This window comes from Streptomyces sp. NPDC005281, from assembly GCF_040607495.1.
Taxonomy (GTDB): domain Bacteria; phylum Actinomycetota; class Actinomycetes; order Streptomycetales; family Streptomycetaceae; genus Streptomyces.
This window is the reverse complement of record NZ_JBEXGX010000057.1, coordinates 1-26,022: the sequence shown is the minus strand read 5'-3', so window position 1 is coordinate 26,022 and position 26,022 is coordinate 1. Positions and strand designations below refer to the sequence as shown.

23 protein-coding genes and 6 pseudogenes are annotated in these 26,022 nt (G+C 68.2%); 16 read left to right on the top strand and 13 right to left on the bottom strand.

The features are described from left to right. Positions 1 to 128: 128 nt before the first annotated feature. The 7 genes and pseudogenes from ABZV42_RS40160 to ABZV42_RS40130 form a co-directional block, all read left to right on the top strand. Positions 129 to 524 (top strand): annotated as a pseudogene (locus ABZV42_RS40160) (CocE/NonD family hydrolase C-terminal non-catalytic domain-containing protein); the annotation flags it as partial. A gap of 322 nt (positions 525 to 846) precedes the next feature. Continuing rightward, positions 847 to 1,491, top strand: a complete 645-nt coding sequence (locus ABZV42_RS40155) for an NAD(P)-binding domain-containing protein (protein WP_355991977.1) — start codon at positions 847 to 849, stop codon at positions 1,489 to 1,491. Positions 1,492 to 1,605: 114 nt separating this feature from the next. Beyond that, entirely contained in the window at positions 1,606 to 2,082 is a 477-nt protein-coding gene (locus ABZV42_RS40150; protein ID WP_355991975.1) for a serine hydrolase domain-containing protein, read from the top strand. 83 nt (positions 2,083 to 2,165) lie between these two features. After that, a pseudogene (locus ABZV42_RS40145) lies at positions 2,166 to 3,266 on the top strand (IS630 family transposase); the annotation flags it as partial. Positions 3,267 to 3,327: 61 nt separating this feature from the next. Next, positions 3,328 to 3,945 carry a transposase gene (locus ABZV42_RS40140; protein ID WP_356057131.1) on the top strand — a complete coding sequence of 206 codons (618 nt, stop codon included), beginning with the start codon at positions 3,328 to 3,330 and terminating at the stop codon, positions 3,943 to 3,945. A gap of 167 nt (positions 3,946 to 4,112) precedes the next feature. Beyond that, positions 4,113 to 5,327 (top strand): IS110 family transposase, encoded by a 1,215-nt coding sequence (locus ABZV42_RS40135; RefSeq protein WP_356057129.1) that lies wholly within the window; start codon positions 4,113 to 4,115, stop codon positions 5,325 to 5,327. A gap of 23 nt (positions 5,328 to 5,350) precedes the next feature. Continuing rightward, positions 5,351 to 6,139, top strand: a pseudogene (locus ABZV42_RS40130) (IS256 family transposase); the annotation flags it as partial. A gap of 163 nt (positions 6,140 to 6,302) precedes the next feature. Here the strand turns inward: ABZV42_RS40130 and ABZV42_RS40125 are convergent. Next, positions 6,303 to 6,662: a nuclear transport factor 2 family protein gene (locus ABZV42_RS40125; RefSeq protein ID WP_354778369.1), complete on the bottom strand. Its 360-nt coding sequence runs from the start codon at positions 6,660 to 6,662 to the stop codon at positions 6,303 to 6,305. A gap of 25 nt (positions 6,663 to 6,687) precedes the next feature. Then, on the bottom strand, positions 6,688 to 7,473 hold the full coding sequence (locus ABZV42_RS40120; RefSeq protein WP_355991824.1) for an SDR family oxidoreductase: 786 nt from the start codon (positions 7,471 to 7,473) through the stop codon (positions 6,688 to 6,690). Positions 7,474 to 7,581: 108 nt separating this feature from the next. Here ABZV42_RS40120 and ABZV42_RS40115 point away from each other — a divergent pair, with 108 nt between their 5' ends. The 6 genes and pseudogenes from ABZV42_RS40115 (at position 7,582) to ABZV42_RS40090 (ending at position 12,259) form a co-directional block, all read left to right on the top strand. Further along, positions 7,582 to 8,088: a helix-turn-helix domain-containing protein gene (locus ABZV42_RS40115; protein ID WP_238577255.1), complete on the top strand. Its 507-nt coding sequence runs from the start codon at positions 7,582 to 7,584 to the stop codon at positions 8,086 to 8,088. Positions 8,089 to 8,650: 562 nt separating this feature from the next. Continuing rightward, positions 8,651 to 8,907 (top strand): annotated as a pseudogene (locus tag ABZV42_RS40110) (IS5/IS1182 family transposase); the annotation flags it as partial. A 307-nt stretch (positions 8,908 to 9,214) separates the two neighbouring features. Then, entirely contained in the window at positions 9,215 to 9,418 is a 204-nt protein-coding gene (locus ABZV42_RS40105) for a cold-shock protein (RefSeq protein WP_355991821.1), read from the top strand. 500 nt (positions 9,419 to 9,918) lie between these two features. Further along, entirely contained in the window at positions 9,919 to 11,421 is a 1,503-nt protein-coding gene (locus tag ABZV42_RS40100) for a DEAD/DEAH box helicase (protein WP_355991819.1), read from the top strand. 246 nt (positions 11,422 to 11,667) lie between these two features. Further along, positions 11,668 to 11,874 (top strand): hypothetical protein, encoded by a 207-nt coding sequence (locus ABZV42_RS40095; protein WP_355990779.1) that lies wholly within the window; start codon positions 11,668 to 11,670, stop codon positions 11,872 to 11,874. A gap of 70 nt (positions 11,875 to 11,944) precedes the next feature. Beyond that, positions 11,945 to 12,259 (top strand): SCO5918 family protein, encoded by a 315-nt coding sequence (locus ABZV42_RS40090; protein ID WP_355990777.1) that lies wholly within the window; start codon positions 11,945 to 11,947, stop codon positions 12,257 to 12,259. 197 nt (positions 12,260 to 12,456) lie between these two features. Here the strand turns inward: ABZV42_RS40090 and ABZV42_RS40085 are convergent, their stop codons facing one another. After that, entirely contained in the window at positions 12,457 to 12,858 is a 402-nt protein-coding gene (locus tag ABZV42_RS40085) for a hypothetical protein (RefSeq protein WP_355990775.1), read from the bottom strand. Between the two features lie 276 nt (positions 12,859 to 13,134). Between ABZV42_RS40085 and ABZV42_RS40080 the strand changes: the two genes are divergently transcribed. After that, positions 13,135 to 13,485: a hypothetical protein gene (locus ABZV42_RS40080; RefSeq protein WP_355990773.1), complete on the top strand. Its 351-nt coding sequence runs from the start codon at positions 13,135 to 13,137 to the stop codon at positions 13,483 to 13,485. A 422-nt stretch (positions 13,486 to 13,907) separates the two neighbouring features. Here the strand turns inward: ABZV42_RS40080 and ABZV42_RS40075 are convergent. Further along, positions 13,908 to 14,257 (bottom strand): annotated as a pseudogene (locus ABZV42_RS40075) (1-acyl-sn-glycerol-3-phosphate acyltransferase); the annotation flags it as partial. 326 nt (positions 14,258 to 14,583) lie between these two features. Then, the gene (locus ABZV42_RS40070; RefSeq protein ID WP_356057128.1) at positions 14,584 to 15,699 is read right to left on the bottom strand and encodes a serine hydrolase domain-containing protein; all 1,116 of its coding nucleotides are present in this window, start codon (positions 15,697 to 15,699) and stop codon (positions 14,584 to 14,586) included. A gap of 449 nt (positions 15,700 to 16,148) precedes the next feature. Between ABZV42_RS40070 and ABZV42_RS40065 the strand changes: the two genes are divergently transcribed. Then, positions 16,149 to 17,033: an AraC family transcriptional regulator gene (locus tag ABZV42_RS40065; RefSeq protein WP_355990769.1), complete on the top strand. Its 885-nt coding sequence runs from the start codon at positions 16,149 to 16,151 to the stop codon at positions 17,031 to 17,033. Between the two features lie 106 nt (positions 17,034 to 17,139). Here ABZV42_RS40065 and ABZV42_RS40060 read toward each other — a convergent pair. The 8 genes and pseudogenes from ABZV42_RS40060 to ABZV42_RS40025 form a co-directional block, all read right to left on the bottom strand. After that, a pseudogene (locus tag ABZV42_RS40060) lies at positions 17,140 to 17,457 on the bottom strand (tetracycline resistance MFS efflux pump); the annotation flags it as partial. A 106-nt stretch (positions 17,458 to 17,563) separates the two neighbouring features. Then, positions 17,564 to 18,313 (bottom strand): methyltransferase domain-containing protein, encoded by a 750-nt coding sequence (locus ABZV42_RS40055; RefSeq protein WP_356057127.1) that lies wholly within the window; start codon positions 18,311 to 18,313, stop codon positions 17,564 to 17,566. A 461-nt stretch (positions 18,314 to 18,774) separates the two neighbouring features. After that, positions 18,775 to 18,957: a hypothetical protein gene (locus ABZV42_RS40050; protein ID WP_355990766.1), complete on the bottom strand. Its 183-nt coding sequence runs from the start codon at positions 18,955 to 18,957 to the stop codon at positions 18,775 to 18,777. 312 nt (positions 18,958 to 19,269) lie between these two features. Then, complete coding sequence (locus ABZV42_RS40045) at positions 19,270 to 20,202, bottom strand: dienelactone hydrolase family protein (RefSeq protein ID WP_355990764.1); 933 nt, start codon at positions 20,200 to 20,202, stop codon at positions 19,270 to 19,272. A 704-nt stretch (positions 20,203 to 20,906) separates the two neighbouring features. Further along, entirely contained in the window at positions 20,907 to 21,578 is a 672-nt protein-coding gene (locus ABZV42_RS40040) for an LLM class flavin-dependent oxidoreductase (protein ID WP_355990761.1), read from the bottom strand. Between the two features lie 192 nt (positions 21,579 to 21,770). Next, positions 21,771 to 22,505 carry an NAD(P)-binding domain-containing protein gene (locus ABZV42_RS40035; RefSeq protein ID WP_355990758.1) on the bottom strand — a complete coding sequence of 245 codons (735 nt, stop codon included), beginning with the start codon at positions 22,503 to 22,505 and terminating at the stop codon, positions 21,771 to 21,773. A 164-nt stretch (positions 22,506 to 22,669) separates the two neighbouring features. After that, positions 22,670 to 23,266 (bottom strand): TetR/AcrR family transcriptional regulator, encoded by a 597-nt coding sequence (locus ABZV42_RS40030; RefSeq protein WP_355990756.1) that lies wholly within the window; start codon positions 23,264 to 23,266, stop codon positions 22,670 to 22,672. Positions 23,267 to 23,431: 165 nt separating this feature from the next. Beyond that, positions 23,432 to 24,931 (bottom strand): MFS transporter, encoded by a 1,500-nt coding sequence (locus ABZV42_RS40025; RefSeq protein ID WP_356057125.1) that lies wholly within the window; start codon positions 24,929 to 24,931, stop codon positions 23,432 to 23,434. A 325-nt stretch (positions 24,932 to 25,256) separates the two neighbouring features. Between ABZV42_RS40025 and ABZV42_RS40020 the strand changes: the two genes are divergently transcribed. Next, entirely contained in the window at positions 25,257 to 25,826 is a 570-nt protein-coding gene (locus tag ABZV42_RS40020) for a TetR/AcrR family transcriptional regulator (protein ID WP_355990750.1), read from the top strand. Positions 25,827 to 26,022 lie beyond the last annotated feature (196 nt).

The window sequence follows — 26,022 nt, the reverse complement described above, 5'->3', positions numbered from 1 at the left end:
GCGCAGCGCGATGAAACAGGAACCCACCCGAAGCCGCGCCCGACAACAGCGCGGCAGGCGGGAATCGCCCTCCTTTAGGTGGGCGAGGATGTCAACAGGCGCCGCTCACCGTCACCGACAAGGTCGAGGTGCTCCGGTGGAGCACCGAGCCGTTCGAGAAGCCCACCGAGCTGATCGGCAGCGGCGCGGCACACCTGTTCGCCGAGATCGACCAGGAGGACACCAACTTCATTCTGCGTCTGTGGGACGAGGCTCCCGGCGGCGGCCGACAGCTGATCACCAGCGGCTACCTCAAGGCCTCCCACCGGGAACTCGACGAGGAACGCACCACCGAGGGCGACCCGTACCACCCACACACCCGCGCCGTGCCGGTGGAGCCCGGGAAGACCGAGGAGCACGTGCTGCGGCTCTATCCGTTCGCGGCCACCTGCCTGTCGGGTCACCGTCTGGTGGCGGAGCTGTCGAACGACGAGCCGCTCGCCGACGCGCACAACGCGCTGCTGCCGCCGGACGCGTTCCACCTGCCGGTGGGCCGCCCCGTCACCCACAAGATCTACCGCGACGCCGCACACCCCTCCCGGCTGGTCCTGCCGTTCACGACAGCGACGGCGCCCGACGCGACATGGCCGGGCTCCGCGCGTACCGGGACGGCGACCGGCCCAGCGGCTCCTGACGAGGCCGGCGCCGACGGAGGGACGTCGTACGTCGGCCGGTTACGAGGCCGACGTACGGCAGTGTTCCAGGACGGACCACCGCGCCTACCCCCGGACAGCGGTGGGCGATGGCGCGGCTTGCCTGCGGATGTGAGCGTGGAGCGAGACACGTCGGCTCACCTGGGAGCGGTAAATGATCATCAGTATCGTCGGGACGGGGAACATGGCCCGCGGGATCGGTACAAGGGTGCTGTCGGGCGGTCACACCCTCCGACTGCACGATCGCAACGAGGGCAAGGCGGAAGACCTGGCCGCGACCCTGACAGGTGCGGTGGACGGGGCGGACGTGCGGGCGGTGAGCCTGGAGGACGCGGCGGCCGCGGATGTCGTGGTGCTCGCCCTGCCCTATCCCGCAGGGCGTGACGTGGCCTCCACGCTGAGCGCCGCCCTGTCCGGCAAGGTCGTGGTCGACATCTCCAACCCCGTGGATTTCAGTACCTTCGACTCACTCGCCGTACCACCCGGTACCTCGGCGGCCGAGGAGATTGCCGCGGCCGTACCCGACGCGCGCGTCGTCAAGGCGTTCAACACGACCTTCGCCGGCCCGCTGGGCTCCGGTGCCGTCGCCGGCCGGCCCCTGGATGTCTTCGTCGCGGGCGATGACGAGTCTGCCAAGGAGACCGTGGCCTCGGTCGTCACCTCCGGCGGCATGCGCCCACTGGATGTCGGACCCCTGCGCCGCGCGAGGGAACTCGAAGGGTTCCAGTTCCTCCACATGGCGTGCCAGGAGCGGCTCGGCCTGGGCTGGTCCAGCGCCGTCGCCATTCTTTCGCCGTAGCCGCGGCACAGGCGGCGGTCAGCCGGTCGTCCTGGCGAGTCGGCTGAGAGCAGCCGTGACCAGCGCCTGCACGCCGGTGTCCAAGGTCGGCTGGAGGACGAGACCGCCGCCGACGTGACCGGCGTGCTCATCGTCCGGGCGACGGGCATGTCGTTCGGGGACGCCTTGCGCGAGCGGATCTGCGACCCGCTCGGCATGAAGGACACCGGCTTCAGCGTTGCGGAGGCGAGCATCGACCGGCTGGCGACGGCGTACGAGCGTGGCAACGACGTAGGTGGCGCGCCGGTCGTCGAGGACGGCCTCGACGGTCGTTGGAGCCGGCCACCCGTTTTCGAAGGAGGCGGCGGCGGGCTCGTATCGACGGCCGAGGACTACCTCGCCTTCGCCTCCGCCCTGCTCGCGGGCGGCGGCTCTCCCGGTGGGCGGGTGCTGTCGCGGCCTGCGGTGACGTTGATGACGAGCGACCACCTGACTCCGCCTCAGAAGGCGGTCTCCGGATTCTGGCCGGGCTACTTCGACACCACGGGCTGGGGGTTCGGGATTTCGGTCCGCACCCGCCGTACGCACCTGGGCCCCTCGGTCGGGAGCTAGTGCTGTGACCACATAGGTTCGCCGGTTTGGTGATCGTGACGGTTGGATGTGCGGTGACGTCCGATCCGACCGCTGGAGGCGCGGTGGCCGAGCCTGTCCGTGTGCGCAGACTGACCGACCAGGAGGGGCAGAAGCTGCAGCAGATCGTGCGCCGTGGCAGCACCAGCTCAGTTCGCTACCGGCGCGCGATGATGCTGCTGGCCTCGGCCGGCGGCAACCGGGCGCCGGTGATCGCCCAACTGGTACAGGCCGATGAGGACACCGTCCGGGATGTGATCCACCGGTTCAACGAGATCGGCCTGGCCTGCCTGGACCCTCGGTGGGCGGGAGGCCGTCCCCGCCGACTCAGCCCTGACGACGAGGACTTCGTCGTGGCGACGGCCACCACCCGCCCGACCAAGCTCGGCCAGCCCTTCACCCGCTGGTCCCTGCGAAAACTCGTCGCCTACCTGCGCAAAGTCCACGGCCAGATCATCCGCATCGGCCGCGAGGCATTACGCGGCCTGCTCGCCCGCCGTGGTGTCACCTTCCAGCGCACCAAGACGTGGAAGGAGTCCCCGGACCCCGAGCGGGAGGCGAAACTAGACCGGATCGAGGAAGTGCTGGACCGTTTCCCGGACCGGGTCTTCGCGTTCGACGAGTTCGGCCCGCTCGGGATCAGACCCGTCGCGGGCTCCGGCTGGGCCGCACAGTGCCGCCCCGATCGGCTGCCCGCCACCTACCACCGCACCCACGGGGTGCGCTATTTCCACGGCTGCTACTCGATCGGTGACGACACCCTGTGGGGCGTCAACCACCGCAGGAAAGGTGCCGCGAACACGCTGGCCGCGCTGAAGTCGATCCGGGCTGCCCGGCCCGACGGCGCGCCGATCTACGTGATCATGGACAACCTGTCCGCCCACAAGGGCGCCGACGTCCGTCGCTGGGCAAGGAAACACAAGGTCGAGCTGTGCTTCACCCCGACCTACGCCTCGTGGGCCAACCCGATCGAGGCGCACTTCGGACCACTGCGGCAGTTCACCATCGCCAACTCCCACCACCCCAACCACACCGTGCAGACCCGGGCCCTGCACGCCTACCTGCGGTGGCGCAACGCCAACGCTCGCCACCGCGACGTCCTGGCCGCCGAACGCAAGGAACGCGCCCGCATCCGCAGCGAGAAAGGCATCCGCTGGGGCGGACGGTCCCTGCGAGTGGCGGGGAGTGTCATGAATCAGGTGTGGATCTCCTCGAAGGAGTCACCTGATGAGTACGACGACTGATCACCTGATCGAGTCCGTGGACAGCGTGTCGCTTGCCAAGGTAGGCGCGAGCGCTGAGGGTGCCGACGTGAAGTTGATGCCGGTGTCGCAGAACGGTCTGTCCAGCGAGCTGCTGGAGGAGCTGGCCGCGCTCGCGGCCGAGAAAGTCCGCGGAGACGGGCTGCGGCTGATGGGCGAAGGCGGTCTGCTGCCCGAGCTGGCCCAGCACCTGATGCAGGCCGCTCTGGAGGCCGAGATGGATGAGCACCTGGCCGCCGAGGCCGGCCGGGCCGGCGGACGGGGCTCGCGGTCGGGCGGCAACACGCGCAACGGCTACCGGAACAAGAAGGTGATGACAGAGGTCGGCACCGTCACGGTGCAGATCCCACGCGATCGGCTGGGCACCTTCCAGCCCCGGATGCTGCCCAAGTACTCCCGCCGGACGGGTGCGTTGGACGATCTGGTGATCTCGCTGACCGCGAAGGGCCTGACCTCCGGGGAGATCGTCTCGCACCTCGCGCAGACGTACGGCATGACGACAACGAAAGAGACCATCTCCACCATCACGGACAGTGATAGTGGTACGCGGGTTCCCGGTGGTCGTGACTCGATCACTGACTGACGTCCTGCTGGACTGTCTTCGCCTTGGTCTGTCCGACTGCCGGGGCCCGTTCCCGAGGCCCCGGCCGGGTGGATCATGACCTCATAGGAGCCTGGCCAGAGGCCCCATCACTGTCCTGTCTGCCCCACCCGGCTGGAGCCACCTCCGGTCAGGAAGGCATCTCCAGCATGACAGGAACGGACACCGCAGCAGTTTCCGAACACGACGTCATCGGCGGTGTGGACTCCCACGCCGACACCATCCACGTCGCCGTGGTGACCGACCGCGGTGGGCAGCTCGCCGATGCCGAGTTCCCCACAACGGCCGCCGGATACACAGCTGCTCTGGCCTTCCTGGCCGCTCACGGCACTGTTGCCGCCGTCGGCGTGGAGGGCACCTCGTCCTACGGTTCGGGGTTCACCCGCGCGGCCCGCCAGGCCGGCCTGACCGTGATCGAGGTCAACCGGCCGGACAAGGCCGAGCGCCGCCGGATCGGAAAATCCGATCCCATTGACGCCTACGCCGCCGCCCGCGCGGTGGTCTCCGGCCGAGCCAGTAGCGTCCCCAAGGGCGATGCCGTCACCGGGATCCGGGCCCTGCACAACGCGGCACGGTCCGCGATCAAGGCCCGTACGGCGGCGCTGAACCAGATCGGACACATCCTCATCAGCGCACCCGACAGCATCCGCACGAAGTACGAGGTGCTACGCGGTGACAGGCGCATCGACGCCCTGGTCCGGCTCCGCATCAGCAGCGACCCCGTCCACGCCCCGATCCTGACCGCTCTGCGCGTGCTCGCACACCGTGTCAAGAATCTGACCGCCGAACACGACGCCTTGACAGCAGAGTTGGACACCCTGGTCACGCGGCTCAACCCCGGCCTGCGCGCCGCCCACGGCGTCGGCCCGGACACTGCTGCGCAGCTGCTGGTCACCGCCGGTGACAACCCCGCACGCCTGCGCACCGAAGCGTCCTTCGCCGCGCTGTGCGGGGCCGCACCGGTGCCGGCCTCGAGCGGCAAGACCAACCGCCACCGGCTCTCACGCGGCGGTGACCGCGCCGCGAACGGAGCCCTCTACCGCATCGCGCTCTGCCGCATGCGCCGTGATCAGCGCACCCGCGACTATGTGAAGCGTCAAACCCACGCTGGCCGGACGAAGAAGGAGATCATCCGGCTCCTCAAACGCGCCATCGCCCGGGAGATCTTCCGCCTTCTGACCACGATGGTCGAGGTCCCGGAGATCGCGGATCTCAGGCCCGCCCGCCAGGCCAAGAACATCACGCTCACCGCCGCGGCGAACCACATGGGAGTCTGGCCCGCCGTCATCTCCAACATCGAGCGCGGACTTCGCCGCGACGACGCGTTCGCCGACACCTACCGCAACTGGCTCGCCGCCGCTTGACTAACGATAGGAGCATCAAGGCCCTGGAGTCGATGGCGGAATGGCGCACCCGCCCGCTGGACGCGGTCTACCCGGTCGTCTTCATCGATGCCGTGCACGTCAAGGTCCGCGACGGGCACGTGGCGAACAGGCCGATCTACGTGGCCATCGCGGTCACCGCCGACGGATACCGGGAAATCCTCGGTCTGTGGGCCGGCGACGGGGGCGAGGGCGCGAAGTACTGGCAGACCGTCCTGACCGAGATCAAGAACAGAGGTGTCCGCGACGTGCTGATGCTGGTCTGCGACGGGTTGAGCGCGCTGCCCGACGCGGTCAGCACCGTCTGGCCGCGAACTGTCGTGCAGACCTGCGTGGTCCACCTCATCCGCGCGAGCCTGCGCTATGCCTCTCGCCGCGACTGGGCCGAGCTCGCCCGTGACCTCAAGCCCGTCTACACGGCCGTCAACGAGGACCAGGCCCGTCAGCGGCTGGCCGACTTCGACGACAAGTGGGGCAAGCGCTACCCGTCGATCGCCGGAACCTGGGAGCGGGCCTGGAGCGAATTCGTGCCCTTCCTCGGGCTGCCCGACGCGATCCGCCAGGTCGTCTACACCACCAACGCCATCGAGTCCCTCAACGCCCGCTACCGGCGCGCGGCCCAGGCATGCGGACACTTCCCCAACGAACAGGCCGCCCTCAAGCGGCTCTACCTCGCCACCCTCGCTCTCGACCCCACCGGGCGCGGCCGCCAGCGCTGGAACAACCGCTGGAAGTCCGCCCTCAACGAGTTCGACGTCCTCTTCGACGGCCGCATAACCGCCGGACGAGTGTGAGCCGATCAGCCCACCGAAGAACCTGTAGGCCAAACAGACGAACCACACCTAATTCCTGATAGACCCGAGTGGCGGTCTGACCTGGCAGGAAGGTGAGTCACCGAGATAACGGGGCGATCGGGACTTCTCGCCTGAGGCGGCAACGGGTGGCGCCGGCAGGGACTCAGGGTTCGATGACGAGGCGTTCGATGAGACCGTCGCGGAGTGTGAACTGGTAACGCAGATCGATGCTCCCGCCGGGGAAGTTGCCCTCGAGGTGGTGGGTGGCGGTGTAGCGGGTTGCGTCGGTCTGCTGGGCGCCGGTGAGGTGGATGGTGTAGGTGAATTCGGTGGCCGATCGGTCGAGCCACTTCCCGATCGCCTGGGTGCCCTCGTAGGTGTTGCCGTCGTCGATCACTGTGGCTTCGCGGGTGAACGCCGTGATTGCGGTGGCAATGTCGTGGGCGCGGTGCGCTGTCAGATAGCGGGTGATCACCTCGGGCAGGGTGTCCGGGCTGCTGGTTCGGGGCTGGTTGTCGTGCATGACGCTCCTTGGGGTGGTGGCGGGTTCAAACGGTGGGGGTGGTGCCGCCGTCGATGACGTGTTCGGCGCCGACGATGGCCGAGGCGCGGTCCGAGACGAGGAAGGCGACGAGCTCGGCGACTTCCTCGGGCCGGTTGGGACGGCCCAGCGGGATGCCGCCCAGGGAGTCCATGAGCCGGCCCAGCGCCGCTTCCTGCGTGATGTCTGCGTCGTGGGCGATCCGGGCGACGAGGTTGTCGGCGGCCGAGGTCTGCACGAAACCGGGTGAGACGGTGTTGACGCGGACACCGTGCGGGGCGACCTCGTTGGCCAGACCCTTGCTGTAGGTGGTCAGGGCGGCCTTGGCGGCTGCGTAGGCCAGGGTGGCGTTCCACAGCGGCATGCGGCGCTGGATAGAGGTGACATGCACGATCACGCCCTTACCTGTGGCGATCATGTGCGGCAGGAGTGCGCGGTCCAGGCGGACGGCGGCCAGCAGGTTCGTGTTCAGCTCCCTGGCCCAGTCGTCCTCGCCGAGCGCGGCGAACCCTCCAGCCGGCGACTCGGACCCGCCGAGGGTGTTGACCAGGATGTCCACGCCTCCCACGCGGGCGTCCGCCTCGGCGGCTACATGGGCTGCGCCCTGGGCGGTGGACAGGTCGGCGGTGATGAACGCCTTCTCCTCGACGTCATCGGGGCGGCTGCGGGCCGTGACCAGCACGGTCGCGCCAGCCTGGGCGAGACGTCGGGCGATGGCGGCTCCGGTGCCCTTGGTGCCGCCGGTGACCAGAGCGCGTCGGCCTTCGAGGGATTCGCTGATGGATGTGGTCACGGTGTGCTCCGTTCCCGGGTGCGGGCGCAGAAGGCACCGCTCCCGTCATTACTGCTAAAATAGAAGCTACTAACTTCGACTTTAGCAGTAACCGAGGGGATGGCCGCCATGGCAAGCCGGATCAGGCTGGAGGACCGGGAGTGCCCACTGTCCACGACGGTGGAACACGTAGGCGAGTGGTGGACGCTGTTGATCCTCCACGACGCTTTCGACGGCTACACGCGCTTCGACCAGTTCCAGGAGAGTCTGGGGATCTCCTCCAGCATGCTCACCACCCGGCTGAAAACCCTCGTCGCCGACGGACTACTGGAGCGCCGGCCCTACCAGACCAACCCCGTACGCCACGAGTACGTCCTCACCGAACTCGGGCGCTCCCTGCGACCGGTGGTCGTCGCCCTGGCCGCGTGGGGTAACTCCCGCCTCACACCGGCCGAACGCAGCATGATCCTCATCGACGCGCACAGCGGCGAGGAAGTCGAGCCCGTCGTCGTTGACGCCAAGACGGGCCGCCGGCTCGACGACAGCGACACCTACGTCTTCACCGCAGGTCCTGCAGCCAGCGACGCCATGCGCCACCGATATGCGACACGACCGACCACCCCCGCGGAGGCGTAGGGCTGCCCCAATTCAGCACCGAACAGCCGTGAGCAGGGCCGGGACGCACCCTCGTACCTGATCGACCAGGCAACACCGGATCGCCGTCAGCATCACGCATGCCAATCATCCCGAGCCGTTGATAACCAGATCAAGTGAGGCGAGGGGCAACGTTGGTCGTTTTTCCAAGAATCGCCATCATGGGCTGCGCCCTCGGATCCCATCTGAGCCGGAGGGAGTAATCAGTGCGGCCCAACCTGGTGAACCTTCCCGGTCACAGCACTAGGGATGGCCGGGCAAGTACGACACGGCCTGGTACAACGATCCCGCTGAGAACATGACGGCGATCTTCGTCATGCAGCGGGCGCACGCCGGAGACCAGAGACTGCCGATGTGGCACGACCTCTGGACCGCCGTCTACCAGGCGATGGACGACTGACGGCGAACGGTGCGACGGCAGGTCTGCCTGAGCGGCGCCCCCAAGAGCCGACTCCTCATCGATGATCTGGGCTGCGACGCCTGGACGGTGCCTTCCTCCGCGGCACCGCCACCGCTTACCGCCACCGGCGAGGACGGGGCGGCGATAGATCGACTCCGCCATCGGTTCCGCGCGCCTTGGCCGCCCGCGCTGCCAGGCGTGATCAAGTCATCGCCGACAAGGCCTACACCTCCTGGGGCGTCCGCGCCTACCTGCGGAAACGCGGCATCGCGTGCACCATCCCGGAGAGGAACGACCAGCAGCGACACCGCCACAACCGCGGCACGCGCGGCGGCCGGCCACCGGCATCCGACCGGCACATCTACCGCCGACGCAACGTCGCCGAACGCTGCTTCAATCGCAGAAATGCTGTCATCCGAGCCAGCCGATATCTGTCGCAGCGAGGTGAGAAATCGGCGCCGGGCGCGCTGAGAATTTCTTGATCGGCAGGCGTGGTGAGATTTGTAGCACGGCACGATCGATCGTGCCGTGCTACTGTCGATGGCAGTTGCAGTTGTGGTTCCCAAAAAACTTGCGAACGTCCTCCCTGTTCTTACGGGTGGAGTTCTTTTGTATTTCCGGTCATTCATTTTTCCGGCGGGGCAATCATCGCGGCGACGCGGGATCCGCACAGTGTGGAACCCGGCACCGTCCCGAAGGAGATTTGACATGGCTACTGGCACCGTGAAGTGGTTCAACGCGGAAAAGGGCTTCGGCTTCATCGAGCAGGACGGCGGCGGCGCCGACGTCTTCGCCCACTACTCGAACATCGCCAGCTCCGGCTTCCGTGAGCTCCAGGAAGGCCAGAAGGTGTCCTTCGACATCGCGCAGGGCCAGAAGGGCCCGACGGCGGAGAACATCGTTCCCGCCTGACACCGGCACGCACGGCGCAGCTGGGGCCCGCACCTTGGGGTGCGGGCCCCAGCTCGCCGCTTTTTCGGCGTACGGCGCAGACGCCCCGGCAGTCCTGGGCAGCGCCCGGCGCGTTCGACCCGCGATCGCACTTCCGGGTTCCGAGTGTCGGGTCCGCCTCATTTTCTCGACTTCCTGACGTCGACGCCGATCCGGATCACACGCCCGGTCGACGCCTGATCTGCGCGTGATCCGCTCCTGGGGCACGTCGGCCCGATCCGGTCGGCCTCGTCCGGTTTCCGGTTCGACGCTCGTTACGGGTCGTTTTACGACCTCCCTTTTTCTTCACCTGCTATTCCCACTGCTTCCGGGATGCCGCCGCTTCTCAGGCGTCACGTCCTGTGAGAATTCTTCACCCTCGATTCGGTGCTGAATTTCATTCGGCTCGTTCTCGCAATTCTCTGCGCTGCTCATTCGCTGCGGGAATTCCTTGATACGTGCCCGTTCAAGGAAGGTTCCGCATGAACCGCACGCGTACGAACGATCGCTTCAGCCGCTCCCGCACCCGCACGGAGGGCGCCGGCACCCGAAGGGGCGGCAGTCGCTTCGGGGCCGTCTCCACCGGCCGGTCCGGCGCTCCCGCCCGGTCGAAGGGATACGGACGTCAACAGGGCTCACTACAGGGCGAGTTCGCACTGCCGGTGACGACCACGCCCGCTCTGCCGGCCGTAGAGGCGTTCGCCGACCTCGCCCTGCCGGCACCTTTGCTGGCGGCGCTCGGCCACGAAGGCGTGTCCGTCCCCTTCCCGATCCAGGCGGCGACCCTGCCGAACACGCTGGCGGGCCGGGACGTACTCGGCAGGGGCCGCACCGGCTCGGGCAAGACCCTGGCCTTCGGCCTCGCGATGCTGGCCCGCACCGCCGGACAGCGCGCGGAGCCGCGACTGCCGCTGGCCCTGGTCCTCGTACCGACCCGGGAACTGGCGCAGCAGGTCACCGACGCGCTCACCCCGTACGCCCGTTCCCTGCGGCTGCGGATGACCACGGTCGTCGGCGGCATGTCGATCGGCAGGCAGGCCGGTGCTCTGCGCGGCGGGGCGGAAGTCGTCGTCGCGACCCCGGGCAGGCTCAAGGACCTCATCGAGCGGGGCGACTGCCGCCTGGACCAGGTCGCCATCACCGTCCTCGACGAGGCCGATCAGATGGCCGACATGGGCTTCATGCCGCAGGTCACGGCGTTGCTCGACCAGGTGCGCCCGGACGGGCAGCGCATGCTCTTCTCCGCCACCCTGGACCGCAACGTCGATCTGCTGGTCCGCCGCTACCTGGCCGACCCGGTGGTCCATTCCGTAGACCCGTCTGCGGGAGCGGTCACGACGATGGAGCACCATGTGCTCCACGTGCAGGCCGCGGACAAGACCCGCACGACCACCGAGATCGCGGCCCGCGACGGCAGGGTGATCATGTTCCTGGACACCAAGCACGCGGTGGACCGGCTGACCGAGCACCTGCTGAACAGCGGGGTCCGCGCCGCGTCCCTGCACGGCGGCAAGTCCCAGCCGCAGCGCACCCGGACCCTGGCACAGTTCAAGACCGGGCATGTGACGGTCCTGGTGGCGACCAATGTCGCGGCGCGCGGCATCCATGTCGACCAGCTGGACCTCGTGGTCAACGTCGATCCGCCCACCGACCCCAAGGACTATCTGCACCGTGGCGGCCGTACGGCCCGTGCCGGCGAGTCCGGCAGCGTCGTGACCCTGGTGATGCCCAACCAGCGCCGCGACATGAGCCGGCTGATGATGGCCGCCGGCATCACCCCGCAGACCAGCCAGGTGCGTTCAGGTGAGGAAGAGCTGAACCGCATCACGGGCGCCCAGGCTCCCTCGGGCGTGCCGGTCGTCATCCGCGCGCCGGTGGCGGAACGTCCTCGCCGTAGCCCGTCCGCCTCCTCCCGGGGCCGGCGCGGCCGCTCCGGCCAGGGCCGGTCCACCGGTACCGCCACGCGCGGCTCCGCCCAGCAGTAGTCGGGTCTTCGGCAGTGGTCGAGTTGCCGGGCCGCGGCCCGGCAACTCGGACCCCCGGCACGCCGGTCTCCGGTCCCCGCTCACCGGTGACTGCGTAACGAAGACAGGTCGCCACGCTCCACACCACACCCACCCCGCAGGAGGCACCTTTTGGCGCTCGCTCAGACGCAGCCGTGTTCCGTAGGCACCCTCCCGGCCGTCCTCGCCGACCCCGGTGGCACATCCGGGCCGCGGGTAGGGGGCGACATGACCGTCGAGGTTGCTCTGGCCGTGATGGCGGGCGCCCGTGTCGGGTGTCTCCTCGTGTGCGACGAGGACGATCAGCACACGGACTCGGTCACCGAGGCCCAGCTCACCATGATCCGCGACGGTTCCGCGTACACGGACCGGATCCGTCTGCGCGATGTCCTCCGGCTCCGCCGCGCCCCTGGCGCTCTCGCCCTCTCCTGCTGAGGGTCCGCCCGTCCGTCCCCGGCCGTCCGGCCCGGCCCCGCCGGCACTCTCCCGCTACCTGTGAGGCTTCATGCGCTGTGTAATCGCCCGCTTTCCGTTCGACCTCACGAAGAGTGGAGTGCTGGAGTCGATGAAGGGGATCAAGCCCGAGCCGATCACGGGCGAGTCCGTGATCATCGGCCGTTGCCACTATCCCGTCAAGCAGGTCGGAGAGGTCGTCACCCGCCAGGACCGCCGCGACTTCACGAGCGGCGAAGTGACCAGGGCCATGGCCCGGCTCGGCTTCACCTGCCGCACTCCGGCGGCAGCCGCACCCCCGCGCGCGCTCAGCCCGCTCCAGAACGCCTCGTCCCTGCTCGGCGGCCCCGCCCCGCTCGCACTCTGAGGGCGTCCGCCTGTCTTGAACGCACGATGAGGGCCCCACCGGCACAGACCGGTGGGGCCCTCATCGTGCGTTCATCGGTCGGAGTATCTGAAGTTCCCCTTGGTCTGGGCACTGACGTCCTCGATCGCGAACGGCGCTGAATGAGCCGGAAACTGAGACGGGCCACAGCAGCCTGACCTCTCACGGTGATGGGCTGTTCACCAGTCCCTCCACTGATCAGTGAGCTCGTGCCGGCCGAGTCCGTGCCTGGCGGTCAGGGCCGCGACGTCGATTCCTTGCTCGGTGAAAGCCTCGTCGATGTAGAGGCAGAGCTGCTCGCGCTCACCAGTCTCGAAGGCGCATTCGTCGTGGGCTTCGTTCACCGCGTTCAGAGCCAACACGACGCGCTCGACTACGGCGAAGACCTGCTTGTCGTCTCCTCCGGCGAGTGTGGGCAGCTCGGCCTCGAATGCGTCCAGGACAGCATCGGTTGCCGACAGAAGCTCATCGGGGTACAGGTCGACCATGCATGCACAGTCGGGGTCCAGAGTGCCTGCGGCAAGCTTCGCCGTTTCCGCGGCTACGCCCCTGCACCAGTTCGTCGTCGGTCTCTCAGCCATGAGGCCGGACCGTACAGTGCGGGTCTGACAGGGAGGCCGCTCTCCCTGGTCACCGGGCTAGCGGGCGATGGTGCCGCTGTTCGCCGAATACCTGGCCGTCATGCGGCGACTGCGACCGCATCACAATGGAGGAAGAATGGCGGTCCGGGTGACCAATCCGGCCGCAGTCGAGTTGGAGCAGACCGTGCTCAGAAAACTCCGCGGGTCCTTTGTCGAGGTCGCGCTTCGCATGCTCGCCCAGCTGTTCGCAGGGCATCCGGACCATACGGTCGTGGGATGGGCGCCATGAGCGGGAAGCTGTTCGACCTCGCCCAGGACTACGAGAGCGAAGCGGCCGGCCTGCGGTCGTGGCGACGGGACCGACGTGCGCTCCTGAAGACTGCGCAACTGTTCCGGCGCATGGTGTGCAACCGCGAGGCGGCCGACCCCAACAGGATCACCATCAGCTGGAAGATGCTCATCGACATCCCCGAACGCTGGTGCCGGCAGCACGGCTACCGAGCCATCGCGGGACCCGAGGGGTACGTCATCGTGCGCGGCGACGACGCAGCGATCATCGCGGGGCCGGGAGCCACGCTCCTCTGGGACGGGGAGCGGATCGTCGTGGAAGTGCAAGGGGAGACATGACTTCCGCCTCGGCTGGGGCTGACCGTGTCCAGGAGTCGGTCGCTGCCCCACGTGGACGACGTCGGTCAGCGTCAAGCTGTCCGATTGCGGATGCAGCCCCGGGCGCCGACGGCATCGAGTCAGCCGGCGACGGATGAAGCAGAGCCATGCGCAACCGGCCGACCGTAAGGTGATGGCCGCGACCGAGGCCGCCGAGATCTCTCTCGCGGACATCGATTCTCTTCTCGAAGAGATCCCAGACTCCGTGGCACGCATCGAGCTGAACCTCCGGTACGCAACCGCCGACTGGCCTTCCGGCTACGTCACATGGACGCTCGACGACACCGTCGTCGCGCTCGTCGAACGCGGCTTCCCCGTCGCCCGTATCCAGGCCACCGACCTCGAACGCTCCTGGACCCTGGCCCCGACGGCCCCACCGTCGCGCGGTGGGGGAGACCACCCTCGGCGTGCATCGGAACCGGGCGCCCGCGCTCCAGGGAGTCCGCGGCTCTGCCCAAGGCGTCTGCTGCGCGTCGGTCGCCACGCTGGACCGGGATGTGCCACTCGCGGGTGAGCGCGCGCCCGAGGACCGGAATGCGCCACAGTCCGGCAGTCGCCATGACAATCGGACGAGCCTCGAGGCGGTGCAGCGCGGTGAGCACGATGGGGGAGCCGGCGCGCGAGGTGTGGTTCGCGGCGACGATGCTGTCGAGGGCGAGTTCGGCGCCCGCGCGGTGGTGACCGCGAGGTGGCCGACGGCGGGCACCAGGACGTCGGCGAGGCGGCTGAGCATGTTCGGTCTCCGAGTCTCGACGATCTGGACCTTCGTCGTTGACTTTCATCGTCGGCCGTGAGGGTTTCCTGGCCTGATTGGCCGCACTCATCGTTCGCGGCCCGGTACCCAGGAGCGGTTGCGGCGCCGTCTCACGGATGGACCCGATCACGGAGGTCGTCCGGCCGGGACAACCACGGTTCAGGACAGCTCGGTGTGATCAACATGATCAAGGGATGTCCGTCGATGCGTCCGTCAATGTGTGCGTCAACATGGCCGCCGAGCTCCCCTGATGACAAGCAACGGGGACAGCCCAGGTGGGCCTGGGCCGTGCCCTCGTCGCGCTGTCAGTGCAGGCCGCTGTAGGCGGCCATCACGATCTCCATGCCGCGGTGGTCGTCCTGCCGGTCCCGGTCGATCATCTGGTTCATGGCGTAGGCCACCGTCATGCGTGAGCTGGGATCGCTCACGACCAGTGAGCCACCCCAGCCGCCCCAGCCGAAGGTGTTGCCGAACTTGGCGAAGCCCGTGGTCCAAGACATCGGTACCCCCAGCACGCGGTCCTCGCCGCGAAACGCCTCCTGCCACGCGGGCTCGCAACCCTGGAGGGACAGGAGTCGTACGCCGCCGGCCGAACCCTGGTTCGCCAGTACCGACTGGACGAGGGCGACGGAGCGAGCGTTGCCGAAACCATTCACAGCGGGGATCTGAGCACGGCGCCAGGCGACGGAGTTGGCGTCCTTGACCCGGATCGCGACGCCGGTGTTCTCCCGGCGTGTGCCATCCGGCCTCGGCGGTGCGGTGGCGGCGTAGTCGTCGGTGAGTGAGGGTGGCGGGATGAGCGGCGCGAGGCGGTGGTCGTGGTCGGCGGAGAGCCCGATGTGGAAATCCGCGCCCAGCGGTTTGGCCACCTCTTCGGCGAAGAATTCGCCGAGACCACGGCCGGTGATCCGGCGGACGATCTCACCGACAAGGAATCCGAAGGTAAGCGCGTGATAACCGGCCGCGGTCCCCGGCTCCCATTCGGGCGCCTGCGCGGCGAGCCCCGCCGTCACGCTCTCCCAGGTGTAGAGCCCTTCGACCGTCGTCGGCCCGGACAGGGCCGGAAGCCCAGCGGTGTGCGACAGAACCTGCCGCACCAGCACGTTCTCCTTGCCGGACGCGGCGAACTCGGGCCAGTAGGCGGCGACCGGCGCGGACAGATCGAGCTCGCCCCGGTCGGCCAGCATCAGCGCACACAGGGCGACCATGTTCTTGGTCGTCGAGTTCACCCCGATGAGGGTGTCGCGTTCCCAGCTGATGGAGCGGTTCGCATCGGCGTACCCGCCCCAGAGGTCCGCCACCGGCTCGCCGTCGACGTAGACGGCTGCCGAGGCGCCCACGTCGTCCTTGCCGAGCAGAGCGGCAAGTGCCTCACGGACCGAGATGAACCGCGGATCGCAATATCCCTTAATATCAGTCATGGGTGTAAGCCTCAGGTAACGCCAGGGCTTTCTGCCCGACAATTCCCGCGCTGGTTTTGTCGGGCGGGGCGCGGTCGAATTCTTTTCTACTTTGGTAAGGCAGCCGGACAGCAGGGCAGCCCCCGGTCGGTCCGTCAGCGGACCGCTCCTGTCTACGCTCGGCGGTTGGCCGGCGGCCCGACCGAACCGTTCCCACGGCCGACCGCATCGGCAGCTGGTCCCACGAGGAGTATCCGGCAGCACTCGCCGAGCATGTACGGCACGACCGTCCCGTCGGCACCCCAGACCAAGGCGCTGACTACCGAGGGGGCCGTGGCAGCGAGTGACTCCGGCTTGTGCCCCGATCCCGGCCGGGTGTCGGCCGCTGCGGCGCTTGAGGTTGTTCGGCCACGTGGGCGTTCCTACGGCGAGACAGGCGGTCGGGGACATGGCAAGGAAGGCGGACACGCGTGCTGGAGCGGCTGAATGAGGCGCTGGACCACCTGGAGGCCTGCCTCGACAAGGAGCTCGACATGGCCGAGGTGGCCCGGATCGCGGCAGTGTCGGAGTACCACTTCCGGCGGCTGTTCTCCGCGCTCGCAGGGATGCCGCTCCCGGTCTACGTGCGGCGCCGACGGATGACGCTCGCCGGGGCTGACGTGCTGGCAGGGGAGCTGACGCTGCTCGATGTCGCGGTGCGGTACGGGTACGGCTCGGGCGAGACGTTCGCCCGGGCGTTCCGTTCGGTGCACGGTGTCGGGCCGGGCGAGGCCAGGCGCACGGGTGCGGTGCTCACGGCACAGCCGCGCATGTCCTTCCGTGTCGTCGTCGAGGGGAGCGCGGCCATGCGGTACCGGATCGTGGAGAAGGAGCAGTTCCGGATCGTCGGCAGGAAGGCCCGGGTCCCCCTCGTGCACGACGGGGTCAACGAGGCCGCCGTGGCGCACTTGGAGAGCTTGGACGAGCAGGCGATCGTACGGATGAAGGGGGTGGCCGACGGGGAGCCGGAGGGTGTTCTGTCGGCGGCGGTGTACCTGACCGACAGTCGCGACGAGGGCGCCGATGCGGACTACTGGGTCGGCGTGGTGACCGGCCCCGGGACGGTCACCGAGGAGCTCGACGTCCTAGACGTACCGGCCGGGACCTGGGCGGTCTTCGACAACCACGGGCCGTATCCGAGCGCCCTCCAGGCGCTGTGGCGAGACGTGTTCACGCAGTGGTTCCCCTCGAACCTGTACACGACCCGGCCCGGTCCGGAGCTCATGCTGACGCGGCCGGTGGAGATCGGCACAGAGACCGACTCCCAATTGTGGATTCCGGTCGAGCGGGCCGGCGGGGGCGTCGCCGGGGCGTGAACACCGGTACCTGGTAACGGAGTTCCGGTTCCGCCTGCCGAGGCGGCCCAAGTCCCGCTGGTGTCGGGGTAATCCACGCCGTCGTCGAATCCTGCCGGCAGACGAATTACTTGACGGCATGTTCCTCGATGGTGCGGGAGTCGGCGAGGCTCAGTGCACCGCCTGCCGTGATCAATCCAACTGTGACGGCGAGCACGGCGTAGATGATCCGTTCGTCGTGGAAGAACGATGCTACGAGGTCACCGTGCAGGGTGCCGAGGGGAGTTGGGTGGTGACCAGCGTGGCGATCAGGGTGCCGATCACGTCGGTACCGGTGCTGGAGCCGACCTCTTGGGCAGTGTCGTTGAGGGCGACGCCGGTGGAGGTGCGGTTGCCCTGCATCGCGTCGACCAAGGCGACCGCGCAGCGTCATCACGGTGCGTAGCGCTCCTGGCACTACGCGAGCTCCTGACAGCTTGGCGAGAAGAACAGGTGCAGCTCACGCGCGGTGGCCGCGAAGCCGGTGGGTTCCGCGGCCGGTGCTCTGACGGTCAGGGCTTCTTTCTGAAGACGAGCACTTCGGTGGATGCGACGCCCATCTGGGCCAGGAAACTGGCCTCCAGACTGCAGTCGAGCGTCTCGAAGAGGTCCACGCAGGTACGGCGAGGCATGGCGGCTGGGTAGGAGTCGTGCCCCGTGCCGCCCTGCGTCGCCCAGGTACGTACCGTGGCGGGGCCCAGGCAGGTCTCTGTCATCACGTCGAAGACGATCCGGCCACCGGGCCGCGTGACCCGGGCCATCTCGAAGAAGTAGCGGGAGGCGCAGAGGAAGGTCACGGTGTTGAAGACCTTGTGGGCCTGAACGAGGTCGACGCTGCCGTCGGGTGTCGGGGCGAGGCTGGATCCGGCGGTCGGCTGAGAGACCACGCCGAATGTGTCCACCAGGTAGTTGGCCCAAGGTTGTGCGGTCTCGTAGATCTCGTAGCGGCCCGGGGAACACTCCTTCAGCGTCTTCTCCAGGTACCGTCCGGATCCCGGGCCGACCTCCAGCACCGTTTTCGGGTCGGCCGTGAACACGTCGAGGGCGCGTAGCTCCTCGATGGTGGACTGGGTGGTGCCGGGCGTCCCGTTCATGATCTCGTCGATGTAGTCACCGACCGACAGACCGGCTGCCTGCGCAGCCCGAATCGTCGCCTCGAACGGGATGAAGTCGTCCACTCCGCCCCGGCTGTCGGTGCTGCGCACGATGTCGAATCCAGCACGTCCCAGGAGCCGCCTGACCCCTGACTTCACTGCTGACATTTCCCCCCTGCCATGTTCTTCGAGCATGCCGCGCAGGCCTTGAGATCGCCGACGCCGACGCACAGTTCGGACGGAGTCGTCCGCTACGCCGCTGCCTGGCTGCACAAACGCCTGGACATCCAAAATGTCCTTCTCATTGCCATGCAGTCTGTTGTGTGATGCGAAGTCCATGATGCATCAGTCTCTGTCGGTTCGGTGCCGATATCCCTTAAATGGGGCGCGAGTTGGCGATGGCGGAGCTCTCGAAGTCTTGATCCCCGGCCGCTCCGACGGGTGCGCTCCGGATGCCGGTCGAGGACGGCTATCAGGGCGGCGATTGAGCCGGGATCAGCGGAACCGCGCGAACATCGGCCAAGCCGCGATGAGTTCCGCATCGGTTCCGCTCGGACATCGTCATTCGCAAGCCCGTCCCACGGCCTCATCACTTCGAGGCGGACGTTCGTCCAAGCACGGCAAGGACCTCAGGTGCCGTGCAGCGTGAACATGCTGGTGGGCCTGGCTGCCATGGTGTCTTGGTCCTGGAAGCGGCCGACCGCCGTGCTGCGCAGGATGGCCTTCTCGGCCGAGGTGCTGGAGTCCTTCATGCCGACCGGCGTGTAGACCTCGAGCTTGAGCAGTTCGGGGAAGGTCCGGCCGGTCGCCACCTCCGACAGGCGTCGTCACGATCATGCCGCTGTAGGAGGAGCTGAGCTGTTCGCCGGGCTCGAACAGAGCGCCGCAGTTGCCCGCGCGGCCCTCGACGTAGGTCTTCAGGGCGTCGCGGCCGCGGTACGGCGGTCGGCACCCGTATCCAGATCCGGTGTTGTTTCGGCGGCGGCGGTACCCAGCCGAGCCAGGTGTGGAGCATTCGCTGAGGAGGGGGTGGAATGGACGGCGTAGGCAGGCACTTCCGTCTGCCCACGCCGCCTTCCGGTCGACCAGTCCGCTTCGTCGGGGCGGCGGTGATACCGATTGCGTCAGGGCTTGGCGGAATACACGACCCCCGCGAGGTTCTGCGCGGTCGAGCCCCATACCTGGTCGTACATCGAGGTGTCGTCACCGAGTGTGTAGAGAAGGTAGGACGTGGTGATGCCTCGGGTCAGTTTCTGCTGTGCCGCGCGGGTGATGGTGCCGCTGTCGCAGCCGAACCCGGAGCTGTCCTCGAAGCCGCAGTGAAAGCCCCCGGTGATGACGCGCAGTTGGGCGGGGGCCTGTTTGGCGGCGTACATCTTCTGCTGGTTGCCACTGACGCCGGCGATCGTGTCGGCGCTGCCGCCGACGTACTGGGCAGGCACCTTCAGCGTGCCGGAGGCCGTGACCGCGGACGGATTGGTCTCCGCCGCGGCGAGAGTCGACACGCTCTTGACCGCCGGGTTGCGGCTGGCGGCGAGCAGCGCGGCACCGCCGCCCATGGAGTGACCCGAGACCCCGAGGCGATCGGTGTCGACGGCCCCCGCGAAACGGGAACCGCTGGTGGTGTCCTGGGCGGTCAGCCAGGTGAGGGACGCGTTCAGGTCGTCGGCGAACGCGGAGTGGCTGGGGAAGAGGCCCCCTTGCGATGTGGGCGTGACGGTGATGAACCCCCAGGACGCGTAGTGCTTGAGCAGGCTCTCGTACTGGGTGATGCCCTGAAAGAAGCCGTGCCCGAAGGCGAGTCCGGGGTGGACGCCCGTTGCCACTGGAGCATTGGACCCGGCCACGCTGCCCGGGTACCAGACCCGTGCGCCGAACGACCTGCCGGAGGCCGAGACGGTCACGTCGGAGTAGGCCACGGCGAAGGGCCCCGCAGCCGACGGGTCGGCGGCGGCAGTGGTGGCGGCCGGGAGTGCGCTGACCGCCGGCGCCATGGTCAATGCGGCTGCCGCGGTGAGCAGCAGAGCGGTCAATACCCGTAGGAGTTGACGTAACACAAGATCACCTTCTCTTTGTGGGATGGGTGCTTGTCGTTCTAGCCGCGCTTGCCAGGCTTCGGTGCTTGCCGGGGGAACAGTGGCTTCCACGATGCCTGCGCATATTCCGGCCTCTCGAATATGACCGGGCGGTCATGTGACCGCCCGGTCATCGTGGGGCGCTTGTGATGAACTGTCAACGTGCTGGACGGAGTTGGTCCGTTGAGCTCTTCTGGAGAACCGAGGGAAACCGCGTGCCCGGAACTCCTGAAGAGCCTGTACGGCTGGACGGCGAGCTCCGCCACGCACGAGGAGGCGATCAGCGAAGCAACGGAGGGCACGAACACCGGCCCCGCCACGGCGAGGGCCTGCACGACGACCGCGAACCGGAAGACCTCGCGCGGGCCGCGCCGGTCGCCGAGTGGCCCACGGGGATGCCGGCTGCGAGTCGATCAGCGTGGCGGCGCTCAGGGCGCGTGCGACTTGGGCGACCGGGAGGCCCACGGAGCAGGTGAAGAACAATGCGGCCCCGGAAATGAGCGGCCTTTGCCGATCTGGTTGATGAAGGTCGCGGCGGCGAAGGCGCGTTCGGGGCTCGTCTCGGCGGTGCCGCCACAGGTACCGATACGGGCAGTACGCCCTCATCGAGGACTCGGATAGTCCACTCGTGATGGAAGTACTGGACGGGTTGGCGTAGACGCCGTCCGCGTACCGGCCTGCGAGCTCTACGCCGTAACTGCCGCCGCCCACCTGGAAGATGACGGGCTGGCCCTGCTCGGAGGCGGGATCGGGAGCGGGCCGCGGGCGGCGACGTGGTGGCCCTGCAGGTTGAGCGGCAGGATCTTGCACATGTCGGCGAACCGCTTGCCCGCCACGTCGCGTATCCAGGCGCCCTTCTCCCAGCTGCCCCACAGTGCCTGCACGATCTGGACGACCTCGTGGGCGCGCTCGTACTTCTCCTCACGCGCGGGAACGCGGCGACCGAAGTTCGCGGCGGCGGCCGGATCGGAGATGGTTACCGCGTTCCAGCCGGCCCTCCCGTGGCTGATCACGTTCAGGGCCTTGAACTGGCGAGCCAGGTTGTAGGGCTCGTTGAAGGTGGTGGAGGCGGTGGCGACCGGGCCGATCCGCTCGGTGGCGCGGGCGATCGACGTCATCACGATCAGCGGGTCGATGGGGAAGTGCGGGGACTGGTCTTCCAGGTCGACGTCCAGGACCGGGGTGTCCGCGAAAAACAGCAGCTGGATCTTGCCGCGCTCGGCGGCCTGGGCGTAGCGCACGAACCGGTCCATGTCCGTGTAGGCGGACAGGTTCGCCCCGGGCAGCCGCCAGGCACCGGGTTCGACTTCGTAGCCGCTGGTGAACTGCATGCACAGGAGCATCTGTCGGCTCGTCATGGTCGCCCCTCGGGGCGAAGTGGGACTCCTGCGGGCAGGAGAGGGCTCCGGGTTCGTGTCAGTACGCCGAATCCGCAGGGCAGTGCGCGGTGCGGACAGGACAGGCGCGTCCCGTCCGTGCGAGGAGCGACAGGCCGACGCTGCGACCTTCGGTGTATCACTCCGCGCACGGATGCGGCGGCAGCAGTGCTGTCAGTGGTGGGCGGAGCGGTTCATCTCGACGATCTCCTCAAGGGCGGGCGCGGAGGTGAAGGCCGCGAAGCGCGCCATCAACTGATCACGCGTGCCGGGCGCCTTGTCCCGGTCGGCCGCGGCGAGGGCCGCCTGAAGTTCCTTGAGGTCCAGCTCGGTGCAGTACGCGGGCGTGCCCGGCTGCTGGCGCCAGGAGTCGGCGAGCACCCCGGCGTCGAACGGGTCGAAACCGGTGTCGTCCACCAGACGCATCGCCACCCGCCGTGCGTGATCGGAGTCGGCGGCCACCGGTATCGCGATCCGGCCCGGCGTACCCGCCACACGCCCCTGGGTCTGCTGGGTGCCGGCCAGCGCGGCGTTCCACGCCTTGACCACGGGGCGCCGCAACTGCTCGACGTTCCACACGCTTTCCACCTGCCCGGCGTCCACGGCCTCGATGTTTCCGCCCAGCTGGGGGTAGTAGTTCGAGGTGTCGATGACCACCGTCTCGTCCGGCACCGTGGCGAACAGGCCGGCCAGCTCCCCGGCCCGCCCGAACGGGATGGACAGGATGATCACGTCCCGGCCCTGGACCGCGTCGTCGACGGCTTCTGCGCGGGCGCCGGACTCCAGCACCTCGGCCGGTACGGCCTCCGGTCCTCGGGCGTCCGCGACCTGTACGTCGTGACCGGCCGCGCTGAGCCTGCGGGCGAGGTTGCCACCGATCGCACCAGCGCCAATAACTGTAATTTTCACGATTTGTCCTTTCGAAGGGCGTGCTGCTCTACGGGCGGCACGTGTGACGGATTGCGGCGGGCTACCGGTCGTGGCCGACCGGCGCCACACGATCGCGGGCACGCTGGAACCAGCCGGCCGCATGCGAGGCGCGGCCGAGCGGGGATAAAGGGTCGGGCGGTGGCCTACACCTGGCCGGTCCCCTCGCGGTAGCCGCTCTCGAAGAGCGCACGCAGGCGGTCGAGCGACTCCTCGTCGGTGTAGCCGGTGCCCTTGATCCAGGCGACCGAGACGGCCGAGAGGAACAAGTCGAATCCCCGCACCGGCGCACGCGCGTAACCGGCGAGCTGCGCGGCGCGCAGGTACGTATCGGTGGTGCTGGTTAGCGCGTCGCAGGAAACGGTGAGCGGGTTGTCCGGGTCCAGCTCCCTGGCCGCGGCCATGAGAGGCTCCGGCAGCCCGCTGAAGGCGCTGAGGTACTCCTCCAGCGCCCGCAGCCACTGCTCCAACGCCTGGGCGGCGTCGCCGAGTTGCTCGATGTCCGCCTGGCGGGCCATCAGCTCCTCGGTACGCGTCTGCAGCACGGCCGCCAGCAGTGCCTCCCGGGTCGGGAAGTGCCGGTACAGCGTGCCGGGTCCGACGCCCGCCTCCTTGGCCACCGCCTCCAGGGACGTGCCGACCCCGTACTGCAGGAAGTGACGCTGCGCCGCCTCCAGCAGGGCCTCGCGGTTGCGCTGAACGTCCGCACGGGGCTTACGCCCCTGCTGTTCCTTGGCGCTCATACGCACTCTCACCTCAGACGATCCTGCGGAACCAACAAAACGGAGACTGCCTCCGCACTCATTCGAGAGTAAAGCGGAGGCAGCATCCGGTCAAGTTGGAGGGTCCCTTCCTCTCGCCCGGCAGCAGAAGGCTCCAGCCTCAGGCCAAGCCCCCGGCGGAGTCGCTCAGTGAGCGATCACAGGCTCGCCCTCGGATGGCGCCAGAGCCGTATTGGGGATCAGGAACGCCGCGAGCACCGCACCGACCACGAAGAACCCGGCGCCCCACGCCAGGGTGGCCGTGTAGCTCTCGACCCCGGCCTGCGCCGCGGTCAGCGCGCCGGGCTTGTGCGAGGACAGGTAGTCGGTCGCGGCCGATGAGGCAACGGTCGTCAGCAGTGCCGTGCTGATCGAACCACCCACCTGCTGACCGGTGTTGATCAGCGCGGAGGCGACGCCCGAGTCCTCGTGGTGCACACCTGCGGTAGCGCCCTGGAACGCGGTGGTCATCACTCCGCCGAGGCCCAGGCCCAGCAGGATCAGGCCGGGCATGATGTGCGCGGCGTAGGTGCTGTCCAGCTCGAGCTGGGTCAGGAAGGCCATGCCGGTGGCGGCGACCAGGAAGCTGGCGCTGATCACGACCTTCGGGCCGACCCGGGGCAGCAACAGTACGGGGCCTGTGGTCGACGCGAGAACGATGCCCCCAACCATCGGCAGGAACGCCAGACCGGTCTTGATCGGCGAGTAGCCGAGGCTGGCCTCCAGGTAGTAGGTCAGGAACAGGAAGATCGAGAACATTCCCATGCCGATGACGAACACCGCCAGGAACGACCCCCCGCGGGTCCGGTCCAGCACCAGGCGCAGCGGCAGCAGCGGATGCGCGACCCAGGACTCCAGCCAGACGAACACCGCGAGCAACACCACGCCAGCGACCATGGAAGCGAGGACGACCGGGTCGGTCCAGCTGGTGGATTCGACGTGCGCGAACCCATAGACGATGGCGAACAGCGCGGCGCTCACCGTGATGGTGCCCGGGATATCGAGCTTGGGCCGCTCGGCGACCGCGGGCTTGGCCAGCAACAGCAAGGCGCCGACCAGCGCGACGGCCGCGAAGACGACATTCACGTACATCACCCAGCGCCACGACGCCCATTCGGTGAGCATGCCGCCGAGCAGCAGCCCGACCGCGCCGCCCGCACCGGCCAGCGCGCTGAAGATGCCGAAGGCTTTCACCCTCTCGGAGCGCTGGGTGAAGGTCACGCTGAGCAGGGAGAGGGCAGCGGGCGCGAGCAGCGCGGCGAACAGCCCCTGGGCCACGCGCGCCGCGACGAGGATCTCGAAGCTCCCGGCCGCGCCGCCGACGACGGATGCGCCCGCGAAACCGCTCAAGCCGGTCACGAAGGTGGTGCGCCGGCCGAACAGGTCCCCGAGGCGGCCGCCGAGCAGCAGCAGACTGCCAAATGCCAGGGCGTAACCAGTGATGACCCACTGCCGGTTGCCGTCGCTGAAACCGAGGTCGTGCTGCGCTGCAGGCAGTGCGATGTTCACCACGGTCGCATCGAGCGTGACCATGAGCTGTGCCATACCCAGTACGCCAAGCACCCACCAGCGCATGGCGTGTGAGCCGCGCCGGCCCGAGTCTGTTTTCCCGGAGCCCGGCGCTCCACGATCGATGGCGGTCGTCACATTGTCCCCTTCATCGCTGGTCACCGGCCGAAGACCGACCGGAAACCGATCTGTTTCCACATAGGAAAACAGATCGGTTTCCTGGTGGCAACTGCAGTGATGGCCTCCGGCCTGCGAGCGGTCCGGCAGGTTCGGAATGCGCGCCGATGACCGGCGCTGTACCGAATGCGGCCGACCGCATGTGCAGCATCGGCGTCCACGTCGGCGCAGCCGTCGGCGCTACAGCGCGTCCCCGTCGAGGCGAAACCCGAAAGGGCCGCCGCCTTGGCAGACTGCAGTAAACCGATCGGTTTCTATCTCATGGGAATGGGGTTAACCTCGCACTATGAGCACCGAGGTGAAGTCGAGTTCCCGAGAGCGGCTGCTGGATGCGGCGGCCGACCTCACCTACCGAGCCGGGGTCGGCATCGGTGTCGATGCGCTGTGCAAGACGGCCGGGGTGTCGAAGCGTTCCATGTACCAGCTGTTCGACAGCAAGGACGAACTGCTGGCGGCGAGCCTGGAGCGGGGCGCCTCCGCCTTCATCGCAACGCTCCTGCCGGCAGCGGGCGACGGTCGCTCACCTCGCGCGCGGATCCTGCATGTCTTCGAACAGGTGGAATTGCAGGCAGGCGCACCCGAGTTCATGGGCTGCCGGTACCTGTCCGTTCAGATCGAACTCAAGGATCAGAGCCACCCTGCGAGCCAGGTGGCGCGCCGAATCAAGGGCAACCTGACCGCCTTCTTTCGTGCCGAGGCCGAACAGGGCGGAGCGAGCGATCCCGACCTGCTGGCCCGCCAGCTCAGCCTGGTCTTCGACGGCGCCAGCGCCCGTGCCGGGATCGGAGCCGACAGCCTGGCAGGCTTCATCGCACCCACCGTCGTCACCCTGCTCGATGCGGTCGGCATTCACTGACGCATCACGGGGCGGCCTCGCTCGCCGACTGATGCGGTCTCCGAGTTGACGCTTGCGGCCCCGTTCGCCGTGGCGGCCAGTTCCCCTGAGCCACCCCCTAAGCCCAATGCCGTTGTTTTAGGCCTCGGGCGTAGGTTCCTGGGTAGTGGTCCCAGGGGGTGGTCGGGTGTCTGGGCGCGTGTCTGAGTTATCGGGT